19 protein-coding genes are annotated in these 21,733 nt (G+C 62.1%); 18 read left to right on the top strand and 1 reads right to left on the bottom strand.

The genetic code is table 11. The features are described from left to right. The first annotated feature begins 329 nt into the window (after positions 1-329). The 17 genes from OP10G_RS23555 (at position 330) to ftsA (ending at position 19,698) form a co-directional block, all read left to right on the top strand. The gene (locus tag OP10G_RS23555) at positions 330-2,147 is read left to right on the top strand and encodes an ABC transporter ATP-binding protein (RefSeq protein WP_144241343.1); all 1,818 of its coding nucleotides are present in this window, start codon (positions 330-332) and stop codon (positions 2,145-2,147) included. Positions 2,148-2,604: 457 nt separating this feature from the next. Further along, complete coding sequence (locus OP10G_RS23550) at positions 2,605-3,090, top strand: division/cell wall cluster transcriptional repressor MraZ (protein WP_025227975.1); 486 nt, start codon at positions 2,605-2,607, stop codon at positions 3,088-3,090. Between the two features lie 56 nt (positions 3,091-3,146). Continuing rightward, positions 3,147-4,061, top strand: coding sequence for a 16S rRNA (cytosine(1402)-N(4))-methyltransferase RsmH (rsmH, locus tag OP10G_RS23545; RefSeq protein WP_038473611.1), 915 nt, complete (start codon positions 3,147-3,149; stop codon positions 4,059-4,061). A gap of 60 nt (positions 4,062-4,121) precedes the next feature. Continuing rightward, entirely contained in the window at positions 4,122-4,607 is a 486-nt protein-coding gene (locus tag OP10G_RS23540; RefSeq protein ID WP_025227977.1) for a hypothetical protein, read from the top strand. Beyond that, entirely contained in the window at positions 4,591-6,333 is a 1,743-nt protein-coding gene (locus tag OP10G_RS23535) for a peptidoglycan D,D-transpeptidase FtsI family protein (protein WP_025227978.1), read from the top strand. The genes OP10G_RS23540 and OP10G_RS23535 overlap by 17 nt, the downstream gene beginning before the upstream one ends. Then, positions 6,330-7,805 (top strand): UDP-N-acetylmuramoyl-L-alanyl-D-glutamate--2,6-diaminopimelate ligase, encoded by a 1,476-nt coding sequence (locus tag OP10G_RS23530; RefSeq protein ID WP_025227979.1) that lies wholly within the window; start codon positions 6,330-6,332, stop codon positions 7,803-7,805. The genes OP10G_RS23535 and OP10G_RS23530 overlap by 4 nt, the downstream gene beginning before the upstream one ends. Then, on the top strand, positions 7,802-9,148 hold the full coding sequence (locus OP10G_RS23525) for a UDP-N-acetylmuramoyl-tripeptide--D-alanyl-D-alanine ligase (protein WP_084179700.1): 1,347 nt from the start codon (positions 7,802-7,804) through the stop codon (positions 9,146-9,148). Before OP10G_RS23530 ends, OP10G_RS23525 begins: the two co-directional genes overlap by 4 nt. Further along, positions 9,145-10,257 carry an MraY family glycosyltransferase gene (locus tag OP10G_RS23520; protein ID WP_025227981.1) on the top strand — a complete coding sequence of 371 codons (1,113 nt, stop codon included), beginning with the start codon at positions 9,145-9,147 and terminating at the stop codon, positions 10,255-10,257. Before OP10G_RS23525 ends, OP10G_RS23520 begins: the two co-directional genes overlap by 4 nt. Continuing rightward, entirely contained in the window at positions 10,254-11,798 is a 1,545-nt protein-coding gene (gene murD, locus OP10G_RS25495) for a UDP-N-acetylmuramoyl-L-alanine--D-glutamate ligase (RefSeq protein ID WP_052547950.1), read from the top strand. Before OP10G_RS23520 ends, murD begins: the two co-directional genes overlap by 4 nt. Then, the gene (locus OP10G_RS23510; RefSeq protein ID WP_144241342.1) at positions 11,795-13,024 is read left to right on the top strand and encodes an FtsW/RodA/SpoVE family cell cycle protein; all 1,230 of its coding nucleotides are present in this window, start codon (positions 11,795-11,797) and stop codon (positions 13,022-13,024) included. The genes murD and OP10G_RS23510 overlap by 4 nt, the downstream gene beginning before the upstream one ends. Before the next feature lie 4 nt (positions 13,025-13,028). Beyond that, complete coding sequence (locus OP10G_RS23505; protein ID WP_025227984.1) at positions 13,029-14,132, top strand: UDP-N-acetylglucosamine--N-acetylmuramyl-(pentapeptide) pyrophosphoryl-undecaprenol N-acetylglucosamine transferase; 1,104 nt, start codon at positions 13,029-13,031, stop codon at positions 14,130-14,132. A 4-nt stretch (positions 14,133-14,136) separates the two neighbouring features. Continuing rightward, a complete protein-coding gene (locus OP10G_RS26050; protein WP_084179698.1) occupies positions 14,137-14,511 on the top strand; it encodes a Mur ligase domain-containing protein in 375 nt (124 codons plus the stop codon). Beyond that, positions 14,406-16,562, top strand: coding sequence for a D-alanine--D-alanine ligase (locus OP10G_RS23495; RefSeq protein WP_338031941.1), 2,157 nt, complete (start codon positions 14,406-14,408; stop codon positions 16,560-16,562). Before OP10G_RS26050 ends, OP10G_RS23495 begins: the two co-directional genes overlap by 106 nt. Then, complete coding sequence (locus OP10G_RS23490; RefSeq protein WP_025227987.1) at positions 16,546-17,289, top strand: cell division protein FtsQ/DivIB; 744 nt, start codon at positions 16,546-16,548, stop codon at positions 17,287-17,289. The genes OP10G_RS23495 and OP10G_RS23490 overlap by 17 nt, the downstream gene beginning before the upstream one ends. Then, positions 17,286-18,068, top strand: coding sequence for a DUF881 domain-containing protein (locus tag OP10G_RS23485; protein ID WP_025227988.1), 783 nt, complete (start codon positions 17,286-17,288; stop codon positions 18,066-18,068). The genes OP10G_RS23490 and OP10G_RS23485 overlap by 4 nt, the downstream gene beginning before the upstream one ends. Next, positions 18,065-18,481 carry a small basic family protein gene (locus OP10G_RS23480; RefSeq protein ID WP_025227989.1) on the top strand — a complete coding sequence of 139 codons (417 nt, stop codon included), beginning with the start codon at positions 18,065-18,067 and terminating at the stop codon, positions 18,479-18,481. Before OP10G_RS23485 ends, OP10G_RS23480 begins: the two co-directional genes overlap by 4 nt. Beyond that, positions 18,478-19,698, top strand: a complete 1,221-nt coding sequence (gene ftsA / locus OP10G_RS23475) for a cell division protein FtsA (protein WP_025227990.1) — start codon at positions 18,478-18,480, stop codon at positions 19,696-19,698. The genes OP10G_RS23480 and ftsA overlap by 4 nt, the downstream gene beginning before the upstream one ends. 8 nt (positions 19,699-19,706) lie before the next feature. On the opposite strand, the gene OP10G_RS23470 is transcribed toward ftsA, so the two are convergent. Next, positions 19,707-20,222 carry a redoxin domain-containing protein gene (locus tag OP10G_RS23470; RefSeq protein ID WP_158409348.1) on the bottom strand — a complete coding sequence of 172 codons (516 nt, stop codon included), beginning with the start codon at positions 20,220-20,222 and terminating at the stop codon, positions 19,707-19,709. A gap of 216 nt (positions 20,223-20,438) precedes the next feature. On the opposite strand from OP10G_RS23470, the gene ftsZ reads away from it, so the two are divergent. Beyond that, positions 20,439-21,638 carry a cell division protein FtsZ gene (gene ftsZ / locus OP10G_RS23460; protein ID WP_025227992.1) on the top strand — a complete coding sequence of 400 codons (1,200 nt, stop codon included), beginning with the start codon at positions 20,439-20,441 and terminating at the stop codon, positions 21,636-21,638. The last annotated feature ends 95 nt before the right edge of the window (positions 21,639-21,733 follow it).

The following is a 21,733-nucleotide window of genomic DNA, read 5'->3' as shown; positions in this document are numbered from 1 at the left end:
GTAGAACCTTGAACCGCGGCTAAAGGCACGCGCGTTCTGACGGAGAGGAGAGTGACGCGGGCCGATAAACGGTTCGTTATCGGCAACGCTAACTAGATCATTTTCAGAACTAGCCCTTCTGAACTTGGAGGCCGAGCCGATAACAATCCTTGGGTAATCGCGCCCGGGAGAAGCCGATGGAATTATTGTGGATTACGGGGGTCATAGCCGTTGCGGCAACGGGTGCAATCGCTACGGTTATAAAGAGCATTCGAAATCAGGAGCGAGAGTTAGCGCTTTTTGAGCCGCTTGACGTTGCTCAGGGAGGTCCCGAAAGGTCAAAGTAGGGAGTGAGGTCGTTCCGACGCACTCTCGCGATACTTCGCCCTTACCGCGGGCGCGTTCTGTTGGCGGTCACGATGACGCTTCTCGTGACGCTCCTGCAGATCGTGCCCCCGCGTATTTATCAGGTCGCGATCGACGACGCGATCCGCCCGGCCCTCGCCGCGCGAGGCGAACTTTCTAAGCCGACGCCGGCTCGTCCACCCGCTCGGGAGACGGCTTTGCGGCGTCAGGTCGATCGGGCTCCTTCCACGATTACATGGCTGGCGGTCATCCTGATCGCGGTCATCGTCGTTCGGAACGTCTGCAGTTATCTCAACAGCTATACGGTCAGTTGGATCGGCAACCGGTTCGTTTTCGACCTTCGATTTGCCCTTTGGAGACACCTTCAGCGCTTGTCGCTGACTTTCCACAACCAAACCCAAACCGGCAAGATCATGGCCCGGGCGACGGCCGATATCGAGCTGATCCAACAGCTCATCCAGGGCCAGCTCGTCACCTTCATCAGCGACCTCGTCACTCTCGTGGCGGTGCTGGCGATGCTTTTCTTTCTCGAGTGGCGCCTTGCCGGCATCATCGTTCTGCTCGTTCCGTTCTATGTCGTCAGCTATCTCACGTTCCTCAAGAACATCCGCGAGGTGAGCAACGACCAGCGGCGGCTGTACGACGAGATGATCGGAAAGCTCTCCGAAAAGATCTCCGGAATCGCCGTGGTCAAGGCGTTCGTTCGCGAGGACTGGGAACGGCAAGATTTCATGAAGACGGTCCGAGCGAAGTTCAAGGTAGATATGCGCCAGGTCCACCTGAACCGTCGCCTCGGACTGGTTTCCGCCATCATCAGCTCGCTTGGGACCGGCGTCGTCTACTCGTACGGCGGCTGGATGGTGCAGCACGGCGAGATGACCACCGGAAAGCTGGTGGCGCTCACGTTTTACATCGGCTTCATTTTCAACCCCGCCGTGCGCGTGATCGACTTCAACAACTCGCTCCAATGGGCGGTGTCGGCGATGGACCGAGTGTTTCAGACCCTCGATACCCGGCCCGAGGTCGAGGACAAGCCCGACGCGTTGCCACTCCCTTCCTTGCGTGGCCAGGTCGACTTCCAAGACGTTCACTTCGGATATATGGAGGATCAGGAGGTCATCCGCGGCGTGGATCTCCACGTGGACGCGGGGCAGGTGATCGCCATCGTCGGCCATAGCGGTGCGGGGAAAACCACCTTGATGAACCTTCTGATGCGGTTCTACGACCCGACGCAGGGGCATGTGCGGGTCGACGGCTACAACCTTTGCGACGTCCGGCTCGAATCGCTACGGCGGCAGATCAGCATGGTCGCTCAGGAAAACGTGCTGTTCAGCGTCACGCTTATGGAGAACATCAAGTACGGAAACCGTGACGCATCCGACGAGGAAGCGATTCGCGCCTCCAAGGCGGCCGACCTCCACGACTTTGTAGAGTCTCTCCCCGACGGGTACGAAACGATGATCGGGGAGAACGGCATTAAGCTCAGTGGAGGGCAGAAGCAACGCTTGGCCCTTGCGCGGGCTTTGGTGACCGATCCAAGGATTCTGATCCTCGACGATGTAACCAGCGCCCTGGATGGAGAGACGGAGGCGCGGGTCCAGGACGCCCTTCGGGTGGTGATGAAGGGGCGGACGACGTTTATCATCGCTCACCGGCTCTCCTCCGTGGTGGACGCCGACCGAATCCTCGTCATGGAGGAAGGCCGGATCGTGGATCAAGGCACCCACGACGAGTTAACGGAGCGGCCAGGGATCTACCGCGACCTGTACCAAGAACAGTTCCGAAGCGCTCTTCAGGCTTGAATCGGGCAAAGGTCAAGATTTATCGTGTAACTTACACACACCGATTTGCGTGTCGTAAGATACGTATAAGTTTTCGCGCCCTTTCAAAACGGAGACCTGATATAAATGCCAGGTAGCGTCCAAGCCTATAGGAATAGTCGGCTAGTTATCCACAGGTTTTTCACGAAACGCCATGAGGCATCAAAATGTGAATAACTTAGGGCAAAACATGTAGGCAGGCGTACACGTCAACCTAGAAACCTCCGCATAAATTGCGCAAAACCGCGACAAAAGACTCTTCGCCCCTTCCATTCCCAGGATTCTCCCAGTATTCTCCCTATCAGCAAAGCCTAGTCAAGGAATGACGAGGCCAAGCGGGGAAGGGCGGGGTGCTCAACCCTTGTTCTGTGGACGGCGAGCAGGATGCGGAAGCCGTCCACTTAAGTTTCCTTTAGTCGGGTTCGGGGGAGCGTTGGCGGTGTCAGAAAGCGAGGTTTTAGGTTCAAAACCCAAGCCGCTGCTGGGTACCGACGAGGCCACGATCGACGGTAAGGGGCGGATCCTGATCAGTAAAAAGAAGCGTGATCGCCTCGGCGACGGCTTCGCTATCTGCCTGGGAGAGCACGGGTGCCTCGATGCTTATCCGGCCGAGAAGTGGCAACAGATTCTCGACGAAATCGATCAGCACGATCCGATTAATCCTGGTAGACGCCAGTATACGCGTTTGATGCTAGGGAACTCGGATGACGACCTAAGTTTCGACGATCAGGGTCGCGTCGTCGTCCCCCAGAAGTTTCGAACTCTCGCCAGCCTCACGAAGGAAGTCGTGATCGTCGGTTGCGGCGACCACCTTGAAATCTGGGATAAGGCTCAACACGAAGAGTTTGAGAAGAAGAACGATACTCTTGGTCCGGGAAGGCAGGAGAGTATCCAGAAAGCCTATCAGGAGATGAAGGGGGCGTGATTGGTCTTCGCAGACTCAAATACGGCTCCCAAAGCTGCTTTCCGCTAGAAAGAATCATGTTGACTCACGACCCGGTAATGCTATCGGAAATCCTGGAGGTTCTCTCGCTAGAGCCGGGCCAGGTCGTGGTCGACGGCACCCTCGGCCTCGCCGGCCATTCCCTTCGGTTTCTGGATTTCATCGCTCCGGGGGGCACGCTGGTCGGCTTCGATTGGGATCAATCCATGCTTTCCGAGGCCGATACGAGGCTTAGGGAAAAGGCTGGGAAAGCAGACAGGGAAAATCCTGGGACAAGAATCGAACTGATCCACTCCGATTTCCGCGAGATCGGTCCGGTCCTGGACAAATTGGGCCTGAGGCCTAACGGCATCCTTCTGGACCTCGGCCTCAACTCGGCTCAAATCGAAGATCCCGAGCGGGGAATCGCTTTTAAGACGGAAGGTCCGTTGGACATGAGGATGGATCGGAGCGCTGGCGAGCCGGCTTCGGCCCTGCTCAACCGGCTAAGTCCGGTCGAGATCGAGCGGATTCTGTTCGAGCTCGGCGACGAGCGCTGGGCCAAGGCGATCGCCAAGAAGATTGTGGAGCGCCGTCGAGAGTCTCCGCTGCGGACCACGACCGACCTGGTGGAAGCGGTGCTCGCCGCCGTGCCTCCCGGCGCGCGCGACAAACGGATTCACCCGGCGACCCGCACCTTCCAAGCCGTCCGGATCGCGGTGAACCGAGAGCTCGACGGGCTGGACGAAGCGCTGCGAGACGCGGCGGAGCGGCTGGCCCCCGGCGGCACGCTCGCGGTTCTGAGCTACCACTCGGGCGAAGACCGGATCGTGAAGACCGCCTTCCGGCAGCTCGCGGAAGAAGATTTCGAAGACGTATATCGAAAGCCTCGGCAGCCGGCTGCCGAGGAGATTTCCCGCAACCCCCGAAGCCGGAGTGCCAAGCTCCGCGCGATCAGGAGGCCAAGAGATTAATTGCCTTGCATGGAAGCAGCCATGGGTCACGGATGACCCACTGGCGCGAGGATATTTAGGATGAGCGTTGCCCCTCTCGACCGAACCGCCACCACCAACACGACCGTCATCGATCGTCCACTAGTTCAGCCGCGGCGTTCGCCGCTGCCTAGAACGAAGCCTTCGCGCCGGCCGACGGTAGCCCCGGAGATTAGGGTCCGGGCTCGCGTCGTCTCGCGACAAAAATCGAACGCCGCCGCGCAAGCCTGGGGTTTGCGCGCGGTCGCGTTCCTCGGTATCTTCACCGGCACGTATGTCGCCAGCGCTCTCTTGGGTCAGGTCATGGTGGAGGGCGCCCGCCGTCAAGAGATCGCAGCCAGGGAGCGCGCCTCAGACGCCGCCCGCGTCGAGGCCGCCCTGAGCGATAAAGTATTCGCCCTCAAGAGCGCGACATTCATCGAGGGGTGGGCGGTCGCCCACCAGTTCGTGCCGCCCGACGCGGCGATTCAAAAGAAAGCCGAAGCGCCCACCGAGGTCGAGAAGAGCCGGTATGTCGCAAGTCGCTAGCTCCCCGGTTCGAATCACTTGGGCAGCCCGCGGCATGGGGGCGCTCTTCGTGTTGGCGGCGTTCAGCCAGCTCAAGCTGCAGACGGTAGAGCAGCGGGGAACCCTCGCGCTTGCCGAGAAGACCCGCCGCTTCACCCTCAGCCGCACCGATTACGCGCGGCGGGGCGCAATTTTGGCGTCGGACGGTAAGCCGTTGGCCCAAGACGAAGACGCGACCGAGCTGAATATCCAGTTTTCCAAGATTCCGAAGAGCGAGGCATTCTTCTTGGCGCTAGGCGCGGCCACCGGGATTCCGGCGTCGGAGTTTCAGGCGCTGGCCGCCTCCGGCCAAAAGCAGCGCACATGGCGCCAGCCGATGAGCGCCGAACAATCGGCGGAGATCGCCCGCGTGAAGGCCGAATGGCGGGCCGACGGGCTTTCCTTGGCGCGCACCGGCCGCCGTGCCTATCCGCTGGGGGATGCCGCCGCTTGTGTGGTCGGCGTGGTCCGGCAAGGGAAACCGGTTCTCGGACTAGAGGCCAGCAAATCGAGGATCTTAACTGGAGAAGACGGGATGCGGGTCGGCCTCACGGACAAGCGGGGGGCTTTCCTTCCGATGCGTCTGGTGCAGGCGAGCAAGGAACGGCGGGATGGATCGAACATTACGCTGACCCTCGATAGCGATTTGCAAACAGAGGCTACGGACGCGGTTCGAAAGGCAGTCGAGCTGAACAAGGCCGACAACGGGGTTGCCCTGGTGATGGACCCCAAAACCGGAAACCTGATCGCGATGGCGAACTGGCCAAGTTTTTCGCCCTATCAGCCTGATGGCACCGAGGGGGACCTCCGCGATAACAGCGGATACAACCCGAGCTACATGGCGCAGCTCGAGCCGGGCTCTACGTTCAAGATCCTTACCCTGGCCAAGGCTTTGGACGTCGGCGCGGTTCAAATGGGAAGCATCATCCATTGCTCGGGCGAGTTCCATCCCACGGAAAGGACGCGCATTCGCTGCGATAGCCACCACGGGAATCGGGCTCACGGGACGATCGATTCGGTGAAGGCGATCGCCAAGAGCTGCAACGTAGCCGCCGCGACCTGGGCGTTGAAGGTTCATCGGGAGCCGTTCCTTCAGTACGTTCGCGACCTTGGCCTGCTCAGCCGTTCCACGCTGGGCGTCCCCGGAGAGGCGCACGGCAATTTCAACTACGCCGAGCCGGCCCAGCAGCTACAGTTGGCGACGGTCGGATTTGGGCAGTCGATCACCTGTACGCCGGTCACCTTGCTGGGCGCTTTCGGGATGCTTGCAAACGGCGGCGTGCGCATGGAGCCGCGTCTGGTCGAGAGAATCGGTACGACCGAGATGCCGATCGAGCCGGGCAAGCGGCTGATAAAACCGGAGACGGCCCGTGAGCTTCTGCAGTGTATGGAAGCGGTTATCGAGACCGACGCAGGGACCGGAAAGGAGCTTCGGATTCCGGGATATCGATTAGGGGGCAAAACCGGAACCGCCCAAAAAGTTGGAAAAGGGCCCAAGGGATACGTCTCCAACTTCGTCGGCTTCGTTCCCGCCGACGATCCCAAGGCGGTCATCCTTGTCATGGTTAATAATCCCAAGGGCGGGAAGTACTACGGCGCCACGGTTGCCGGCCCGGTGTTCAAACGGCTGGCCCAGGCGGTCATCCGGCGGTATCACCTGCCGCCAAGTAAGCCATTGAATCAAAAGGAGCCCATTTCGGTCGAGTGAAGCTCTCCCACTTGCTTTCGCAGGCGCGGGTAGGTGCGCGCTTGTGGGGCGACGCTGAGATAGGCGGCGTCGCCATCGACTCGCGCCGGGTAACTCCCGGCGCGCTGTTCGTTTGTATGCCCGGCATGACGCGGGACAGCCAGAGCTTTCTCCCCGCCGCCGCGGAAAACGGCGCGACGGCGGCCATGGTGTATGACGAGGCGGGAAGGGAAGCGGCAATCGCTCTTGGACTCGCCGCGGTTCAGGTCGACGACTACGACGACACGGTGTGGCGGATATGCGATGCATTCTTCGATCATCCGACCCGCCAGATGAAGGTGGTGGGCGTGACCGGCACGAACGGGAAGACGACGACGGCGTGGTTGCTGCGCGACATTCTCGCTCACCTCGGGATGAAGGCGGGATATCTGGGGACTCTCGGGTTTAAGCTTCCCGACGAGACCCGAGAGCTGCCGAATACAACCCCGTTCGCGGTCGACCTCTACAATCTCCTGGCCGAGGCGCGAGACAAAGGGATCGAGGCGCTGGCGATGGAGGTTTCATCCCATGCGCTGGCGCAGAAGCGGGTCGACGGCGTGGAGTTCGACGCAGCCGTCTTTACGAATTTGACCCAAGACCACCTCGATTACCACGGCACGATGGCGGAGTACGAGGCCGCCAAGTGGCGCCTCTTTACCGAGCTTCCCGCGCAGTCGTCGAAGGCGTTTCGCGCGGCGTTCAACATCGACGACGCCGTCGGTCTTCGCTGGAGCGAACGCTTCGATGGTCCGCTCAGTTATGGCATCGACAACCCCTCCGCAATTCTCCTTGGGAAGCCAGCCGAAGTGGGGGTCGACCGGATTCGTCTTACCGTCCGCGAAGGGGATACGAGAAAGGAATTCGTGACGTCCCTCGGAGGCTCCTACAACGTCTATAACCTCATGTCTGCGGTGGCCGGAGCGCGTTGCCTCGATATTCCGTTGGGGTACATCTCGCTGGCCGCGTCCGGTTTGCATGCCGTTCCCGGCCGGTTCGAGCCAGTCCTCAACGATCAGGGAATTGGCATTCTCGTCGACTACGCCCACACGCCGGACGCGGTGGAAAAGTTGCTCGAGGCGGTGCGGCCGCTTACCGATGGGCGGGTGATCACGGTTTTTGGGTGTGGGGGCGATCGGGATCGGGCGAAGCGCCCGCTGATGGCGCGGGCGGCCAGCGAGCGGAGCGACCTCACCGTGGTTACGAGCGATAATCCGCGGACCGAGGACCCGGCGGCCATCCTCCAGGAGGTTGTCAGCGGAATTGCTCCGGGGCGGTCCTATGTCGCCATTCAAGATCGCGGGGAGGCGGTCGCCCACGCAGTTCTGGCGGCTCATCCGGGCGATGTGGTGGTGATTGCCGGCAAAGGACACGAGAACTACCAGATCATCGGACGCGAGAAGATCCACATGGACGACCGGGAGCTGGCGCGAGCGGCGCTGGGGGAGCGGCTGTGAAGCCTACGCCACTTCGCGTGTTGGCCGACCTGCTGCAAGGGAAGCTTTCCGGCGACCCGGACCTGAGGGTCACCGGTTTTGCCACCGACAGCGGGGGGGGCAAGCCTGGCGATCTCTTCCTTGCGATCAAAGGAGCCCGGGTCGATGGCCATGAGTTCGTGGCGGAAGCTTTAAGGACCGGGGCGGTCGCGGCGGTCGTGGAGCGGCCGGTCGACGGGCCGCACATTTTGGTCGAGAATCTTGTCGACGCTCTTGCCCGAATGGGCTCCACTCTGCGGAGCGGTTTCGATGGCCCGGTGATCGCGATCACCGGCTCGGCGGGGAAAACGACGACGAAGGAGTTCGTCGCGGCGGCCCTCTCGCCGCTGGGCAGCGTGCTGAAGAGCGAGGGGAACCGGAACACGGAGTACACCTCGCCGCTTCTGTGGATGGATCTTGAGCCGGATCATCGCGCCGTCGTCGTGGAAATGGCGATGCGAGGGTTCGGCCAGATTCGCCACCTGGCCGAATTCACCCGTCCCACGGATGCGCTGATTACCAATATCGGCTACTCCCACCTGGAGCAGGTCGGAAGCCGCGAGGGCATCGCGGATGCCAAGGGGGAGCTTTTGGAAACGCTCCCCGAGAACGGGGTAGCGATCCTTTGGCACGAAGACGAGTTTCTCGAGCGGCTCAGCAAGAAGACCAAGGCGAAGGTTCGGACCTTCGGCTACGATCCGGGCGCGGACTGCTTGATCACGAGTTATCGTGCTTTGGATTGGGACGCCTGCGAAGTTGGCGGAACTCTCGACGGAATTCCGTGGGAGGCAAGACTCCCAGCGGTCGGTAAACACATCGGTTTGAACGCGGCGGCGGCGGTCCTCACGGTTGCGGGTCTGGGCGTCGCACCGCAGGAGGCGGCGGAGGCGCTCAAAGGGGCGCGAATTCCGCCGATGCGGATGGAGATCGTGGAGCACCGGGGCGCTCGCGTGTTGCTGGATACCTACAACGCGAGCCCACCCAGCATGATCGCGGCGATCGAGACGCTCTCCGACCTTCCGGCGACGGGGCGAAGGCGAGCGGTGATCGGCGAGATGCGCGAACTGGGGGACCATCGCGAGGCGGCTCATCGTCTCGTTGGCCAGGCTCTGGCGCAGAATGGGCTGGACGAGGTGATCTTGTTCGGCGAGCCGGTGCACTTCGTCCGCGAAGCCGCGATGGAAGCCGGGATGGAAGCGAGCCACATAGGCATCGCCGACTCGATCGACGATGTGCGGGCATTTCTGGATCGAACCGAACCGGGCGACGCCATTCTTATCAAAGGAAGTCGGGCGCTGGAGCTGGAGCGTGCCCTTAAGCCATGAACGTCTTCTTGATCGGTTTTGAAGGGTTCTTCGTCATCTTCTTCGTCTCGTTTCTGATCGCCGCCCTGCTGGCGGGACCGATCTTCAAGATCCTCCTCGCCGCCAAGTCGCGCCAGACGGTAAGCCAATATGTTCCCGAACATGCCGGGAAGCAGGGGACGCCGACGATGGGCGGCCTTATCATCGCGGCTGGGTTCATCGGCGCGATGCTGATCGCGATCTTCCTTTTCTTTCGGGACTCCATGTACCCCCCAGGGCTACGGTACTACGCCGCCTGCCTCTTGCTGTTCGTCGCGTACACCGCGATCGGGTTCGTGGATGACTATGTGGTTCCCCGGATGATGAAAGGGAAGCGAGGCCTGGGGTGGACTCAGAAGCTCGTCATGCAGTTCCTCGCCGCGGGCGCGTTCTTGGCGTTGCTGGGCCGGTCGATGACTCCGATGGAGATCGCTCTGGGCCTCTTCGTCGTGGTCTTCTTCGCCAACGCTTACAACTTCGCCGACGGCATGGATTTCCTCGCCGGGTCGATCCTTCTTTGTTTGGTGCTCGGCCTCGCCATCATTTCCCGGGTGACGGAAGACGGCGCTCTGGTGCCGCTGGCGGCCCTCGCCGGGGGCGCTCTCCCGTTTCTGTATCTCAATCGGCCGCCGGCCAAGATTTTCATGGGCGACGTCGGCGCCCTCCCGATCGGCGCGATCCTCGGTCTGGTTGTCGCCGGCCTCGCCGTCCCTTCCTGGGGAGTTGGCGTGCTGGAGGGCGGCCACTATCCCGGCCATTTCGAAGCGCACCCGCCGATGACGGCCTTGGGCTTGGCCGGGCTGGTGATTCTCAGCTTCGTCATGCTTGCGGAGCTGGTCCCGGTCCCGTTGCAGATCCTTTCGGTCAAGCTTCGCAACAAGCGGATCTTCCCGGCGACGCCGATCCACCACTCGTTTCAAAGGGCGGGATGGCCGGAAGGGAAGGTGGTGCGGCTGTTCGTCGGCGTCCAGCTCGCCTGCGCGCTCCTCGGCGCGGGGCTCGCCTATTACGGCTGGGCAAAGCACGATTCGGACATGCGGAAGGCGTTCATTGAGCACCTGCAGGAGTTCCCAAGGCAGCCCGAGCGATGATGCGGGGGAAGAAGATCGCGGTTTTTGGCCTCGGCCGCAGCGGCCTCGCCATCGGCCGGGCCGCCCTCGCGGAGGGAGCCTACCCGCGCGTCTTCGACCAGAAGCCGCTCGAAAGCCTGCCCAAGCGGGACGCTTACGACGAAGCGATCGCCGCCGGCATCGACATAACCCTCGGCTGGGACGGCGTTCTGCCCGAGGATATCGACCTGCTCGTCGCCAACCCCGCAGTCCCGAAAGACCACCCGACTTTGAAGCTCGCCGCCGTCAGCGGAATCGAGGTGATCAGCGAGGCCGAATTCGCCTACCGCATCAGCAAGGCGCCGATCGTGGCGATCACCGGCACCAACGGGAAAAGCACGACGACGGTGATGACCTACCTTTGCTTGCGCGCGTGCGGAGAGGATGCGGTGCTGTGCGGCAACATCTTCGGCTCCGGATACCCGGAGATGCCGATGACCGAAGCGGCGATGAACAGCACGCCGGACCAGATTTTGGTGGCCGAGATCTCGTCGTTCCAGCTCGAATGGGTCGTCGGTTTTCGCCCCGCCGCCGCCGGGATTACCAATATCTGGCCGGACCACCTGGACCGCTACTCCGGGTTCGACGAGTATGCGGCGACCAAACAACGGATCTTCGCGTGCCAGACCGCGGAAGACTTCGCGGTTGTGAAAGCGAACGACCCGGTAGTTAGGATCCCCGGTCCCGCCAAATCCACCCTAAGGCGCGGAACGCGGCCACGGAGCCGATTGTCGATCGGCTCGTCCGAGGTCGAGGCGAGCTATCCGACCGTCTTCACCATCGGCGCTACCGGAGAGCACGCCCAGATCGACGATCTCAACCTCACCATTCTCGACCAGAAGATCCGGCTCGAAGATCTACCGTTTAGCGAGCCGCACAACTACCTGAATGCAAGCATGGCCGCGTTACTTGCCTACGGCGTTCTGCGCTTCAAGGCGGCGAGAGATCCGGACTCAAACGCGGCGGCGGTCATTCGCGAAGCCGAAGATACCGCCCAAGCCCGTCGCAACTCCAAGCGCAGCGTCTACTCGGCGCGAACGTCCGAACCGTCCCCTCTCGCCCTGCCTCCGCAGATCGTCGAGGGGCTAAAAAGCTTTCACGGCCTCGCCCACCGTATGGAGCTGGTAGGCGAGCGGAACCGGATTCGCGTGGTGAACAACTCGATGTGCACCAACCCGGACGCGGTGATCAAGTCGGCGATGTCGCTCCGCGATCCGGCCCACCTGCTGATCGGCGGCGTCAATAAGGGGCTCGATTTCGGGCCGCTTCGCCACTACCTGGCCAACCATCGCCATCGCGCGTACCTTTTTGGCACAGATGCCGCAGATCTGAATAAGATGCTTGGCGAAACCTACCCGGTATTTCGTACACTAGATGAAGCGTTCCATGCGGCCACGGAGGCAGCGGTCGGAGGCGAGGTGATCATGCTCGCTCCCGGTTGTGCCAGTACGGATCAGTACAAGGATTTCCGCGATCGTGGGGACGTGTTCCGGAATCTTGCCAAGGAGTGGCTATCTCGGTGAAGCGCAGCTTAGGAATTTACGACCCTGTCCTGTTTTGGCTCGCCCTCGTGGCGACGCTACTCGGGATGTTGTTCATCTTCGACGCGGGGTACGCCCGAGCACTGTCCGCCGACAAAGGGGCCCTCCCTCCCGAGTTCCGATCGCAGCTTATGTTCGTCGTACCGGCGATCGTGCTGTCGTTAGTCGCGGGGGCGATGCGGCCCGAGGCTTGGAAGAACGGCAGCAAAGCGTTGTGGGTGGTCACCCTCCTCGGCTTGTTCGCGGTAGAGAAGTTCGGCAAGGAAATGAATGGCGCCCAACGGTGGCTCAACGTCGGTCCGATCCAGATCCAGCCCGCCGAGTTCGCCAAGCTTGCCGCCGTCCTGTACCTCGCCGGCTACTTCGCTACTCGTAAGGTTTGGCCGAAGAAGATCGCCCCGAGGAAGGATTTCGCGCATTGGTTAGATACGATCGCGGTGCCCAAGCTGCGGCGTTGCCTTCCGATGGTTTGGGTGCTTCTGGCGGTGCTGCTCATCGAGAAGGAGCCCGATCTGGGGACCGGCGCGGTCGTGGCGGCGACGGCGTTCGCGATGTTTATTCCAGGAAACGTTTCCTGGAAATCGATCGTCGCCGCCCTGGCGATCGCGGGAATCGGGGCCGGTGCGATGATCGTCAAGGAGCCATACCGAATGGGCCGGATCTTGAACCACACGAGCCGGTGGGATCCCCAAAACGTCGACGACCAGACGTTCCAGACCGTCCAGAGCGAACTTGCCATCGCGAGTGGGGGCGTCTTCGGGGTCGGCATCGGCAACGGCCGAGCCAAGCACGTCCTGCCGGCCACCACTACCGACTTCATCATGGCGACGGTGGGCGAGGAAACCGGGCTTCTTGGCTCCCTCTTCACCCTGGCGATTCTAGGCGCGCTGGTATGGCGGCTGCTCTACCAGGCCCAGCGCGCCACCTCGCATTTCTCGACGCTCGTCCTGTACGGGGTGGGCGCGTGGTTCGGTCTTCAAACCTGCGTCAATGTGATGATGGCGAACGGATTCCTACCGGCGATCGGCATCCCGCTCCCGTTCATCAGCTCTGGCGGCTCCAGTTTGGTCGCGCTGTGGCTCGCGCTCGGCATCTGCCAGTCGGCCCTGGCGCCCGAACGGGTAGAGGAGGAGAACCCGCCGCAGCGAGCGCGGCGGTCGGCCCATCTCGCAACTCGATCGACGGTCCCAGGAGCCGCCCGCCCCTGAGGCGATGCGCCTAGTCGTCACTGGCGGGGGGACGGGCGGGCATATCTATCCCGCCCTCGAGGTGGCGCGCCTTGCCAGTGAGCGGGGAACGGAGATCCGCTATCTCGGTTCGCTCCGGGGGCAGGAATCGGCGGCGTGCGCCGCCCGTGGCATCTCTTTTCTTGGATTCCCGAGTGAGCCGCTCTGGAGCCTCAAAACGTTTGGAGGGTGGCGGGCGCTCCTTGCCTTACAACGCTCTCGCGGCATGGCTCGGCGGGCGCTACGAGCCGACCGGCCCGATGTAGTTTTTTCGACCGGCGGGTTTAGCGCCGGTCCCGTGGTCGCCGCCGCGCGAGATCTCGGTATCCCGTACATCGTCCACAGCGCCGACTCCGTTCCGCCTCGTTCCTCCGCGATGTTCGCCCGGCAAGCGTTTGCTTTTACGACGGTCTTTCGCTCGACCGAAAAGTTCTTCACCGAGCGCCCCGTCACCCGCACCGGCCAGCCGATACGAGACGAGCTTCGGTCGGCGGCGGCAACGGAACGTCCGGAAGGCGAACCGACCGTCTTGGTTATCGGAGGCAGCCAGGGCGCCGAGTTTTTGAACACCTATGTACCGCTTGCCGCGGCGACCGGCCGTTTTCAGGCCCGCGTGATCCATGCCACGGGTCCGAAGCATCTGGAGGTCACGCTCGACCGGATTCGCAAGGCGGGCTTGGGAGAGACCTATCAAGCCGTCCCGTACTTGGAAGCGCCGGCGTTGATCCAGGCGATGAGAAGCGCTACCGTCGTGGTGGCTCGGGCAGGTGGCACCTTGGCGGAGCTCGCTCTCTTCGGTTTGCCGACCGTGCTGGTACCGTTGCCTACCTCCGCGAACGATCACCAGCTCCACAACGCCCGCGAATTCCAAGCGATGGAGGCCGCGACTGTGTTGTGGCAGCCGGATGAGCGCCGCCATCCCGCGCCCGAGGCGAGGCCGGAGGCGATCGCCGAAGCCATCGCCGGATGGCTGTCGGACGCGCCAAGAAGGGAGGCGGCGCGTCACAATCTAAAGGAGTGGGACGTTCCCGACGCCACCGCTCGAATCGTTAGCCTCATCGAGCAAGCCGCTCAGTCCCGTAACGCCTAAGTCAATGCGAAAGCCCTCCGAGATCGCCACCGCCTTCGCCCCTCGCGACGCCCTCGATGGCAAGACAAGCTTCTTCCTCGTCGGCATCGGAGGCGCGGGGATGAGCGCCCTCGCCCGCCTCCTTCGCCAGCGCGGCCTTGAGGTTCGCGGCACCGACTCCACCCTCTCTCCGGAAGTCGAGCGGCTTCGGGAGGAAGGGATCGAGGTGCATGTGGGGCATTCGGGGGAGGCGCTCCGCCGTGGCACGGGCGGCCCGCCCGTGCCACGGCACTCATCCTCAGCGACGCCATCGACCTCGACAAGTCCCCCGAAGTCGCCGCCGCCCGAGAGCTTGGGATTCAGATCTTCCGCCGGTCGCAACTTCTTGGTTGGCTGCTGAAGGGGAAGAAGGTCATCGCGGTTACCGGGACGCATGGGAAGACCACGACGACGGGCATGACGGGAGCCGGATTGATCGCGGCTGGGTTGGACCCATTGGTCGTGGTTGGGGCCGCCATCCCGGAGTGGGGTGGTCCCGTCCGCTATGGCAACGGCGAGTACGCCGTCGTGGAGGCATGCGAGGCGTACGACGCACTCCATGACCTCGACCCTTACATTGTGATCCTTACTAACCTGGAACTCGACCACGTCGACTTCCACGGAAACTATGAAAACCTACGAGCCAGCATTCTAAGGTTCGTAGATCGAATCCCAAAAGAAGGTGGTCTGGTCTTCTGCGCCGACGACCCGGGGGCCGAAGAGGTAGCGAAGCTGACCACAGCGCGAACTTTTGCCTACGGCCACACAGGAACTTGGTTCCGGCTGGCCCCTGACGCAGGAAAATCGAGACCCTCCGCCAGTGAGGCGGCGGGACGGACAATAGGGATGTCCACGCCGGGCGAGCATAACCGCCTGAACGGTGCCGGCGCCTTCGCAGCCAGCTTATTGCTAAACGAGCACGGATTGAAGGTCGATCCATGGCAGACGATGGAAGGGATTTTTGCCTTTAGCGGGGCCGAACGCCGGCTCCAGCTTCTACGAGACGGCGATTTCACCGTCGTCGACGACTACGCCCATCACCCTTCCGAAATTCACGCCTCGTTAACGGCGTTACGAGAGAGATATGCCGGACGCCGCTTGGTCGTCGTGTTCCAACCCCACCTCTACTCGCGGACCGCGCCGCTGATCCAGGAATTTGCCGACGCGCTCAGCGAGGCGGATGTGGTCGTCCTAACCGACATCTATCCGGCCCGCGAGGACCCGATGCCCGGCATCTCGTCCGCCCGTATCGCGGAGAAGATCTCGAAGCCGGTTCACTACGTTCCAAGCCGGCATCTGCTTCCTCGTAAAGTGGCCAAGTTTGCCCAAGAAGGGGATGTGATCGTCGGTATGGGCGCCGGCAATATCTCGGAGTTCGCCCCCGCCTTGGTCAAGGAGCTCGAGCGCCCTAGCGTTGGCGCCTTGCCTCCGAAATCTGCATCGATAGACGACATCGGAGGCGGGGCGCCTCCGCTACGGAGGAAAGTCGTCGTCCTCTACGGGGGCGACAGTGCGGAGAGAGAAGTTTCTCTCCACTCCGGACGCGCGATTCACGCGGCGCTCCAGTCACGCGGTTACGACTCGAGGCTTGTAGATATGACCGAGCTTCTACTGGGCAAGGGCGATTTGGGCCAATTCATCGGCGCGCACCGGCCGGATGTGGCTTTCCTCGCGGTCCATGGAACCCATGCCGAAGACGGCGCGATCCAGGGCCTGCTCGAACTGCTGCACATCCCGTACACCGGTTCGGGGATCCAGGCGAGCGCGATTGCGATGGACAAGGCAATGACGAAGCAGGTGCTGCAGAGCCACGGGATCCGGGTTCCGCGCGGAGCTCTGCTCACCGACACCGACGTTCCGTTCGATCTGCGCCCGCCCCTGATTGTCAAGCCGAACGCCCAAGGCTCTACGGTTGGCCTAACATTTGTGGAGAAGCCGGACGACCTTTGCCCGGCTCTGGCCAACGCCTTCGCTTACGACGACTCGGTCCTCGTTGAGGAATGGATCACCGGGGTCGAGATCTCGGTCCCGGTGCTTATCGATCGCGCGCTTCCGCCGGTCGAGATCGCGCCGAATTCGGGGCGCTACGACTTTGCGAGCAAATACCTGCCGGGCGCCACGAACGAGATCATCCCCGCCCGACTGCCCGAAAAGGTTCTGGAGGAAGCCAGGCAGATCGCGATGAAAGCACATCGCGCTCTGCGGTGCGAAGGGGCGACCCGTACCGACATGATGGTGCGCAACGCCGAATCGGAGTCTCCGGAAATCTTCGTTCTAGAGATCAACACGCTGCCCGGGATGACCGGAACCTCGCTCCTGCCGAACAGCGCCGCCGCCGCTGGAATACCATTCGACCAACTATGCCAGACCCTCTTGGAGGATGCGTTGAGGCGCGATGCGGCGAAGTATTAGGCAACGAAGGCAGCGGCTGCGTCCGGCCCCGTTCCTGTGGCTGTTCCTCATCGTCAACCTTGGTTTCGCCGCGGTCGACAGCCGGGTTACCTCAGTCACGCATGTAGAGGTTCACGGCGCGCGGACCGACGACCGCCCGCGCATCGACGCGATTTTGAGTGAGCTACGCGGCGTTCCCGCCCGGCGCATTCATTGGCGAGCATTGGAAACTGCGGTTCTTCGCGAGCCGTCGGTGCGAAGCGTCGAGTTCACTCGCAACTCCTTTGGTCGCGGCGATCTCTGGTTGGCTTACCGCCAACCGGTCGCCCGGTTCGTCGGCCGCCCCGATTTTGGGCTCGATGCCCAAGGGGTGCTCTTCGTTTCGCCCGGGATATCGAGGGATATTCCAACCCTGAAGCTGCCGAACGGCGGCGTTCCGACATTATTGACCCAAGGGGGCAATTGGGATGCGGTTCGGATTGCCGATCTGGCCCAAAAAATCCGCGCCTTTTCAGGTTCGAGCGGCGTAGGTATTGAGGTGGATGAGCGCGGCGTCGTGTGCTTAAATATGAGCGCCGGTCGCGTCGTCCTTGGGTCGTGCGACGATATGGAAAAGAAGCTGTCCGCCCTCAAGGCGCACCTCGCGGACCTTTCCCAAGTCCAAGAGCTAAACCTCACGAGGCCCGACGTTCCTACCGTGGTTCCCCGCAAGAACGCTTCGCAAGAGCAAGTGAAATTAACCCCGTGAACCCTTTCGTTACGCGCATCAATAACCAGCAGTGGGTCGTTCCCGTGAGTCTCATGTGCCTACTCCTGGGCTTCATGATCTCGCTCGCCTGGGTGGGTAAGGAGACGCGAAACTCCCGGAGCGCCTTTTTACGCGCCGACCAGCGGGTCCGGGTTAGCGAGGCTTTGGTCGACCCCGAGGCATACGAGCAGAGCGTCAACGAAGTTAAGAAGCTTCAAGAAGAGAAGACGAAGCTGGAGAATGCTCTTTCCAGGAACGGCACGGATTCCAAGGTCCTCAACGATTCGCTTCAGGAGATGAAGAGCTTCGCTGGCTTAACCGAGGTCGAGGGGCCAGGCGTCGCCGTCACCTTGCGCGACAGCGGAAAAACTGACACCGGCTTCGGGGGCCAAGTCGCCACGAATCCCGACTCAGTGATTCACGACCAAGACGTGGTTCACGTCGTCAACGAGCTGTTCGCGTCCGGTGCGGAAGCGATCGCGGTGAACGGCCACCGAGTCGCCGGCACCACTTCGTTCCGTTGCGTCGGTACCACCATCCTGGTGAATGATGTTAAGATCGCTTCACCGATCGTCGTGCGGGCGCTCGGAGATAGCGATACCCTCTTTGGTGCAATGAACATGCCAGGCGGCGCCCTCAGCCAAATCAGAATTTTCGATCCGGCCATGGTTCAGGTCGAGAAAGTTCAGATGATGCGCCTGCCCGCGTACACCGGCACGACGGCGAAGAAGTGGGCGAAGGTCGTTGCCCCGCCGCAAGAATCAAAGGCGGCGAAATGATCCTCGTTCTCCCGCTGGTGATGTTGCTGGTCGGCGCGCTCGCCGCGGTGGCGTTGCGATTCGGTCCCCTTCCGGGCGCATTCGGTCAATACCTGGCGGTGGCCTGCCTCGCTGGCTTCGACACGATCTGCGGCGGAGTCCGGAGCGGAATGGAAGGGAAGTTCCGGACGGACGTGTTCATTACCGGGTTCCTGTCGAACATTCTAATTGCGTTCTTTCTGGCTTGGCTTGGAGACCAGATTTACATTAATCTGTTTCTCGCGGTTGCTCTCGTGCTTGGCGCGCGGATCTTTACCAATTTGAGCCTCATCCGGCGCTTCGCTCTGACAAAATGGCAGGACGCGCGCGAACGGAAGCGGCTTCAGGCATTGGCACAGAGCGCGATCGGCACGCAACCGGAACCTAACCCATGAAGAACGACCTTGTCACCGTCCTCGACCTCGGCTCGACGAAGGTCGCCTGCCTTGTTGCAGCTCCGGACGGTGTAGACGGCATGCAGGTCGTCGCAGTGGCCACGACCCCCAGCAAAGGAATCCGTAAAGGGGTGGTCGCCGACCTGGACGAAGCCTCGGTCGGCATCGACGTCGTGTTTCGAAGGGTGGAGCAGGAGATCGGCCAGGAGATCGGCTCCGTCATCGTCGGCGTTTCGGGCGCCCATACGGAGGGGCTCAACGCCCAGGGGTTTAAGCCGATCATTCCGCGAGGCCGGCTCATCACTCACCAAGACGTTCTCGAAGTTCTCAACCATAGCCGCGCGCTCGTCCTCCCGCCCGATCGGGAGCAGCTTCAGGCGCTCCCCCGCGAATTCCGGGTCGACGGCCAGCGCGACGTCCGCAAACCGATTGGGATGAGCGGAAGCAAGCTGGAGGTGGTGACCTACATCGTCACTGGGCAGACCTCCGCGATTCAGAACATCGAGAAGGCGGTCACGCGCGCCGGCAAGAAAGTCGAGCAGATGGTGCTCAAGCCGCTCGCATCCGGGATCGGAGTGCTCACGCCGGAAGAGCTGGAGCTCGGCGCCGCCGTGGTCGACATGGGGGGCGGCACCACGGACATTGCGGTATTCACAAACGGCTCGATCGCTTTCAGCGCCAGCATCCCGGTCGGAGTGAGCATGGTCACGAGCGACCTCAGCAAGCTGCTGCGGACCTCGCCGGAAGAGGCCGAGCGGCTGAAGGTCGAATTCGGCTTCGCGCTGGCTCGGCTGAGCTCGGAGAAGGATAGCGTGGAGGTGAACCAGATCGGTCAGATCCAGGCACGCCCGATGCAGCGGCGCGTCCTTTGCGAGATTATCGAAAGCCGGATGCGCGAGATCGCCACGATGGTTCGCCAGCAGTTGGAAAAGAGCGGTCTCCTCGGGGTTCTGCCGGGCGGAGTCGTACTTACCGGCGGCGGCGCCCAGATGCCCGGAACGGACAAGCTGTTCGACGACGTTTTGAAGCAGCTCCGAGTTCGGGTTGCGGAGCCGGACCTCGCGCTGAAGCTCCCGAACCAGCCGGGTCTCGCCACCGCGGTCGGTCTGGCCCGATTCGGGATCCAGTGCCAGGACGACATCACCCCTGCGACCGGCACCAATCCTTGGAAGGATCGCGTGCGCGGTCTATTCGGAATGCTCGGCGGAAAACCTTAGAGTCGGGGTTACCCTCGGAGCGCCTTCTCGATCGCCGCGATCGTCTGGCGCTCTCCGTCGGCCCCTTGGTAATTCAGCTCACCGGCCCATTTGAAAGCGATCCTTCCTTTTTTGTCGATCACGTAGATGGTTGGCCAGAACTCTTGCTTCCAGCGGTTCCAGTTCCGCCCGTCGGTGTCGATCAGCACCGGATACTTGATTCCGAGCTTCTTAACCTCGAGCCGTACGTTTTCGTCGACTTTTTCGAACGCCAGCTCCGGGGTGTGGATGCCAACCATCTCGACGCCACGCTTCGCGAACTTCTCGTAGAGGAAGTCGTAAATAGGTAGGTTCGCCTTGCAGTTGCTGCAGGCAAAGGTCCAGAAGTGGACGACCGTCACCTTGCCCGCCCGCGACGTCAGGGTGATCGGCTTCTGCCCGTTCAGGTTTAGCCACTTGGTTCCGACAACCTCCGGGGTATGCGGGTCCTGCGCGCAGCCGACGGCGGCGAGGGCGAGAGCGACGAAAGAAAGTCCAAGTTTCACGGTCGACATAATGCGTCCCGAACGGGGAAGTTCCACCCTTCCTCCGATTATCGAGATTATGCAAGTCCGTTGTACGATGAGACGGGTGATTCTTTTTGCTAACACCCCGCTAGCGCCACTTCCAACCCTTTTTTGCGCCCTCATGGCCGGAAACGTGGCATTCCGGGCGCGGGAAAACTACAATAGGGAATCAAGGGAAGGCAAGGTAAGCAAAACGTGAGCGCGCAAAACGCAGTAATCAAGGTTATCGGAGTCGGCGGCGGCGGCAGCAATGCTGTGCAGCGCATGATCGAGAGCGGCATCAAGGGGGTCGAGTTCATTGCGATGAACACCGATATCCAGGTGCTAGATCTCAGCAGCGCCCAGCGTAAAGTACAGCTTGGCGGCAACCTCACCCGGGGCCTTGGCGCCGGCGGCAACCCGGAGATCGGAAAGAGCGCGGCGGAGGAATCGAAGAACGATATCCGCAAGGTGCTCGAAGGTTCGGACATGGTGTTTATCACCGCCGGTATGGGCGGCGGCACGGGTACCGGCGCGGCCCCCGTCATCGCCGACCTCGCCCGTGAAATCGGAGCGCTTACGGTGGCCGTCGTCACCCGTCCGTTCACCTTCGAAGGTCCGCGCCGCTCGCGCCTCGCTGAGCAGGGCGTGACCTCGTTGATGGGTCGCGTCGACACCATCATCACCATTCCCAACGATAAGCTTCTCAGCGTGGTCGAGCGGAAGACGACGCTTGTCGACGCGTTCCGCGTGGCCGACGATGTGCTTCGCCAAGGCGTCCAGGGCATCTCCGACATCATCACCATCCCTGGCCAGATCAACGTCGACTTCGCCGACGTCCGCGCCGTCATGGCGAACGCGGGCCCGGCCCTGATGGGTATCGGCTACGGGGTGGGGGAGCAGCGCGCGCTGCAAGCCGCCCAGTCGGCAACCAACTCGCCGCTCCTCGAGCAGACGATCCACGGCGCCAAGGGGCTCTTGGTCAACCTCACCAGCTCCGAGGATCTGACCCTGGCGGAGGCGAACGAGGCGATGCAGTACATCCAGAGCCTCTGCGACGCCGAGGAAGCAAACATCTTCTTCGGAACCGTGGTAGACCCGGAGATGGACGGCACCGTCCGCGTTACCGTCCTCGCCACCGGGTTCAATCCGTACACTCGAGAAGGGCGCAAGGTCGCGGAGGCAACGTTCTCGGCTCAGCCGGCCGCTCCGGTACCGGTCCAGGCCCAACCGATCATCCCGGTGCCGCCGACTCCGACGGTTGCCCCTCAGGCGACCAGCGCCGAAATCATCGCGCAAGCGCGAGAGCGAATGGCGAGCCGAAACACCCAGCCTCAGGATACGAGCGCGGTATTCGACGAGTCCGACCTCGACATCCCGGCGTTCATCCGCGAGCATCGTCAGCGCAACGGCTAAGGCGTGTTGCGACAGTAAGAAATCGGGACCAAGCCGCCGGCTCGGTCCCGATTTTCTTTTGGTTAGGAAGAACGATGCTTTGGGCTGCCGCGGTT

Source organism: Fimbriimonas ginsengisoli Gsoil 348, assembly GCF_000724625.1.
GTDB classification, from domain to species: domain Bacteria; phylum Armatimonadota; class Fimbriimonadia; order Fimbriimonadales; family Fimbriimonadaceae; genus Fimbriimonas; species Fimbriimonas ginsengisoli.
Note: the sequence above shows the minus strand (reverse complement) of the source record. Positions and strands in the feature narration are given on the sequence as shown.

Coding starts and splice junctions, on each gene's coding strand:
- rsmH (WP_038473611.1), top strand. CDS start 3,147: ATGTTGACTCACGACCCGGTAATGCTATCGGAAATCCTGGAGGTTCTC.
- OP10G_RS23540 (WP_025227977.1), top strand. CDS start 4,122: ATGAGCGTTGCCCCTCTCGACCGAACCGCCACCACCAACACGACCGTC.
- OP10G_RS23535 (WP_025227978.1), top strand. CDS start 4,591: ATGTCGCAAGTCGCTAGCTCCCCGGTTCGAATCACTTGGGCAGCCCGC.
- OP10G_RS23520 (WP_025227981.1), top strand. CDS start 9,145: ATGAACGTCTTCTTGATCGGTTTTGAAGGGTTCTTCGTCATCTTCTTC.
- murD (WP_052547950.1), top strand. CDS start 10,254: ATGATGCGGGGGAAGAAGATCGCGGTTTTTGGCCTCGGCCGCAGCGGC.
- OP10G_RS23505 (WP_025227984.1), top strand. CDS start 13,029: ATGCGCCTAGTCGTCACTGGCGGGGGGACGGGCGGGCATATCTATCCC.
- OP10G_RS26050 (WP_084179698.1), top strand. CDS start 14,137: ATGCGAAAGCCCTCCGAGATCGCCACCGCCTTCGCCCCTCGCGACGCC.
- OP10G_RS23490 (WP_025227987.1), top strand. CDS start 16,546: ATGCGGCGAAGTATTAGGCAACGAAGGCAGCGGCTGCGTCCGGCCCCG.
- OP10G_RS23480 (WP_025227989.1), top strand. CDS start 18,065: ATGATCCTCGTTCTCCCGCTGGTGATGTTGCTGGTCGGCGCGCTCGCC.
- ftsA (WP_025227990.1), top strand. CDS start 18,478: ATGAAGAACGACCTTGTCACCGTCCTCGACCTCGGCTCGACGAAGGTC.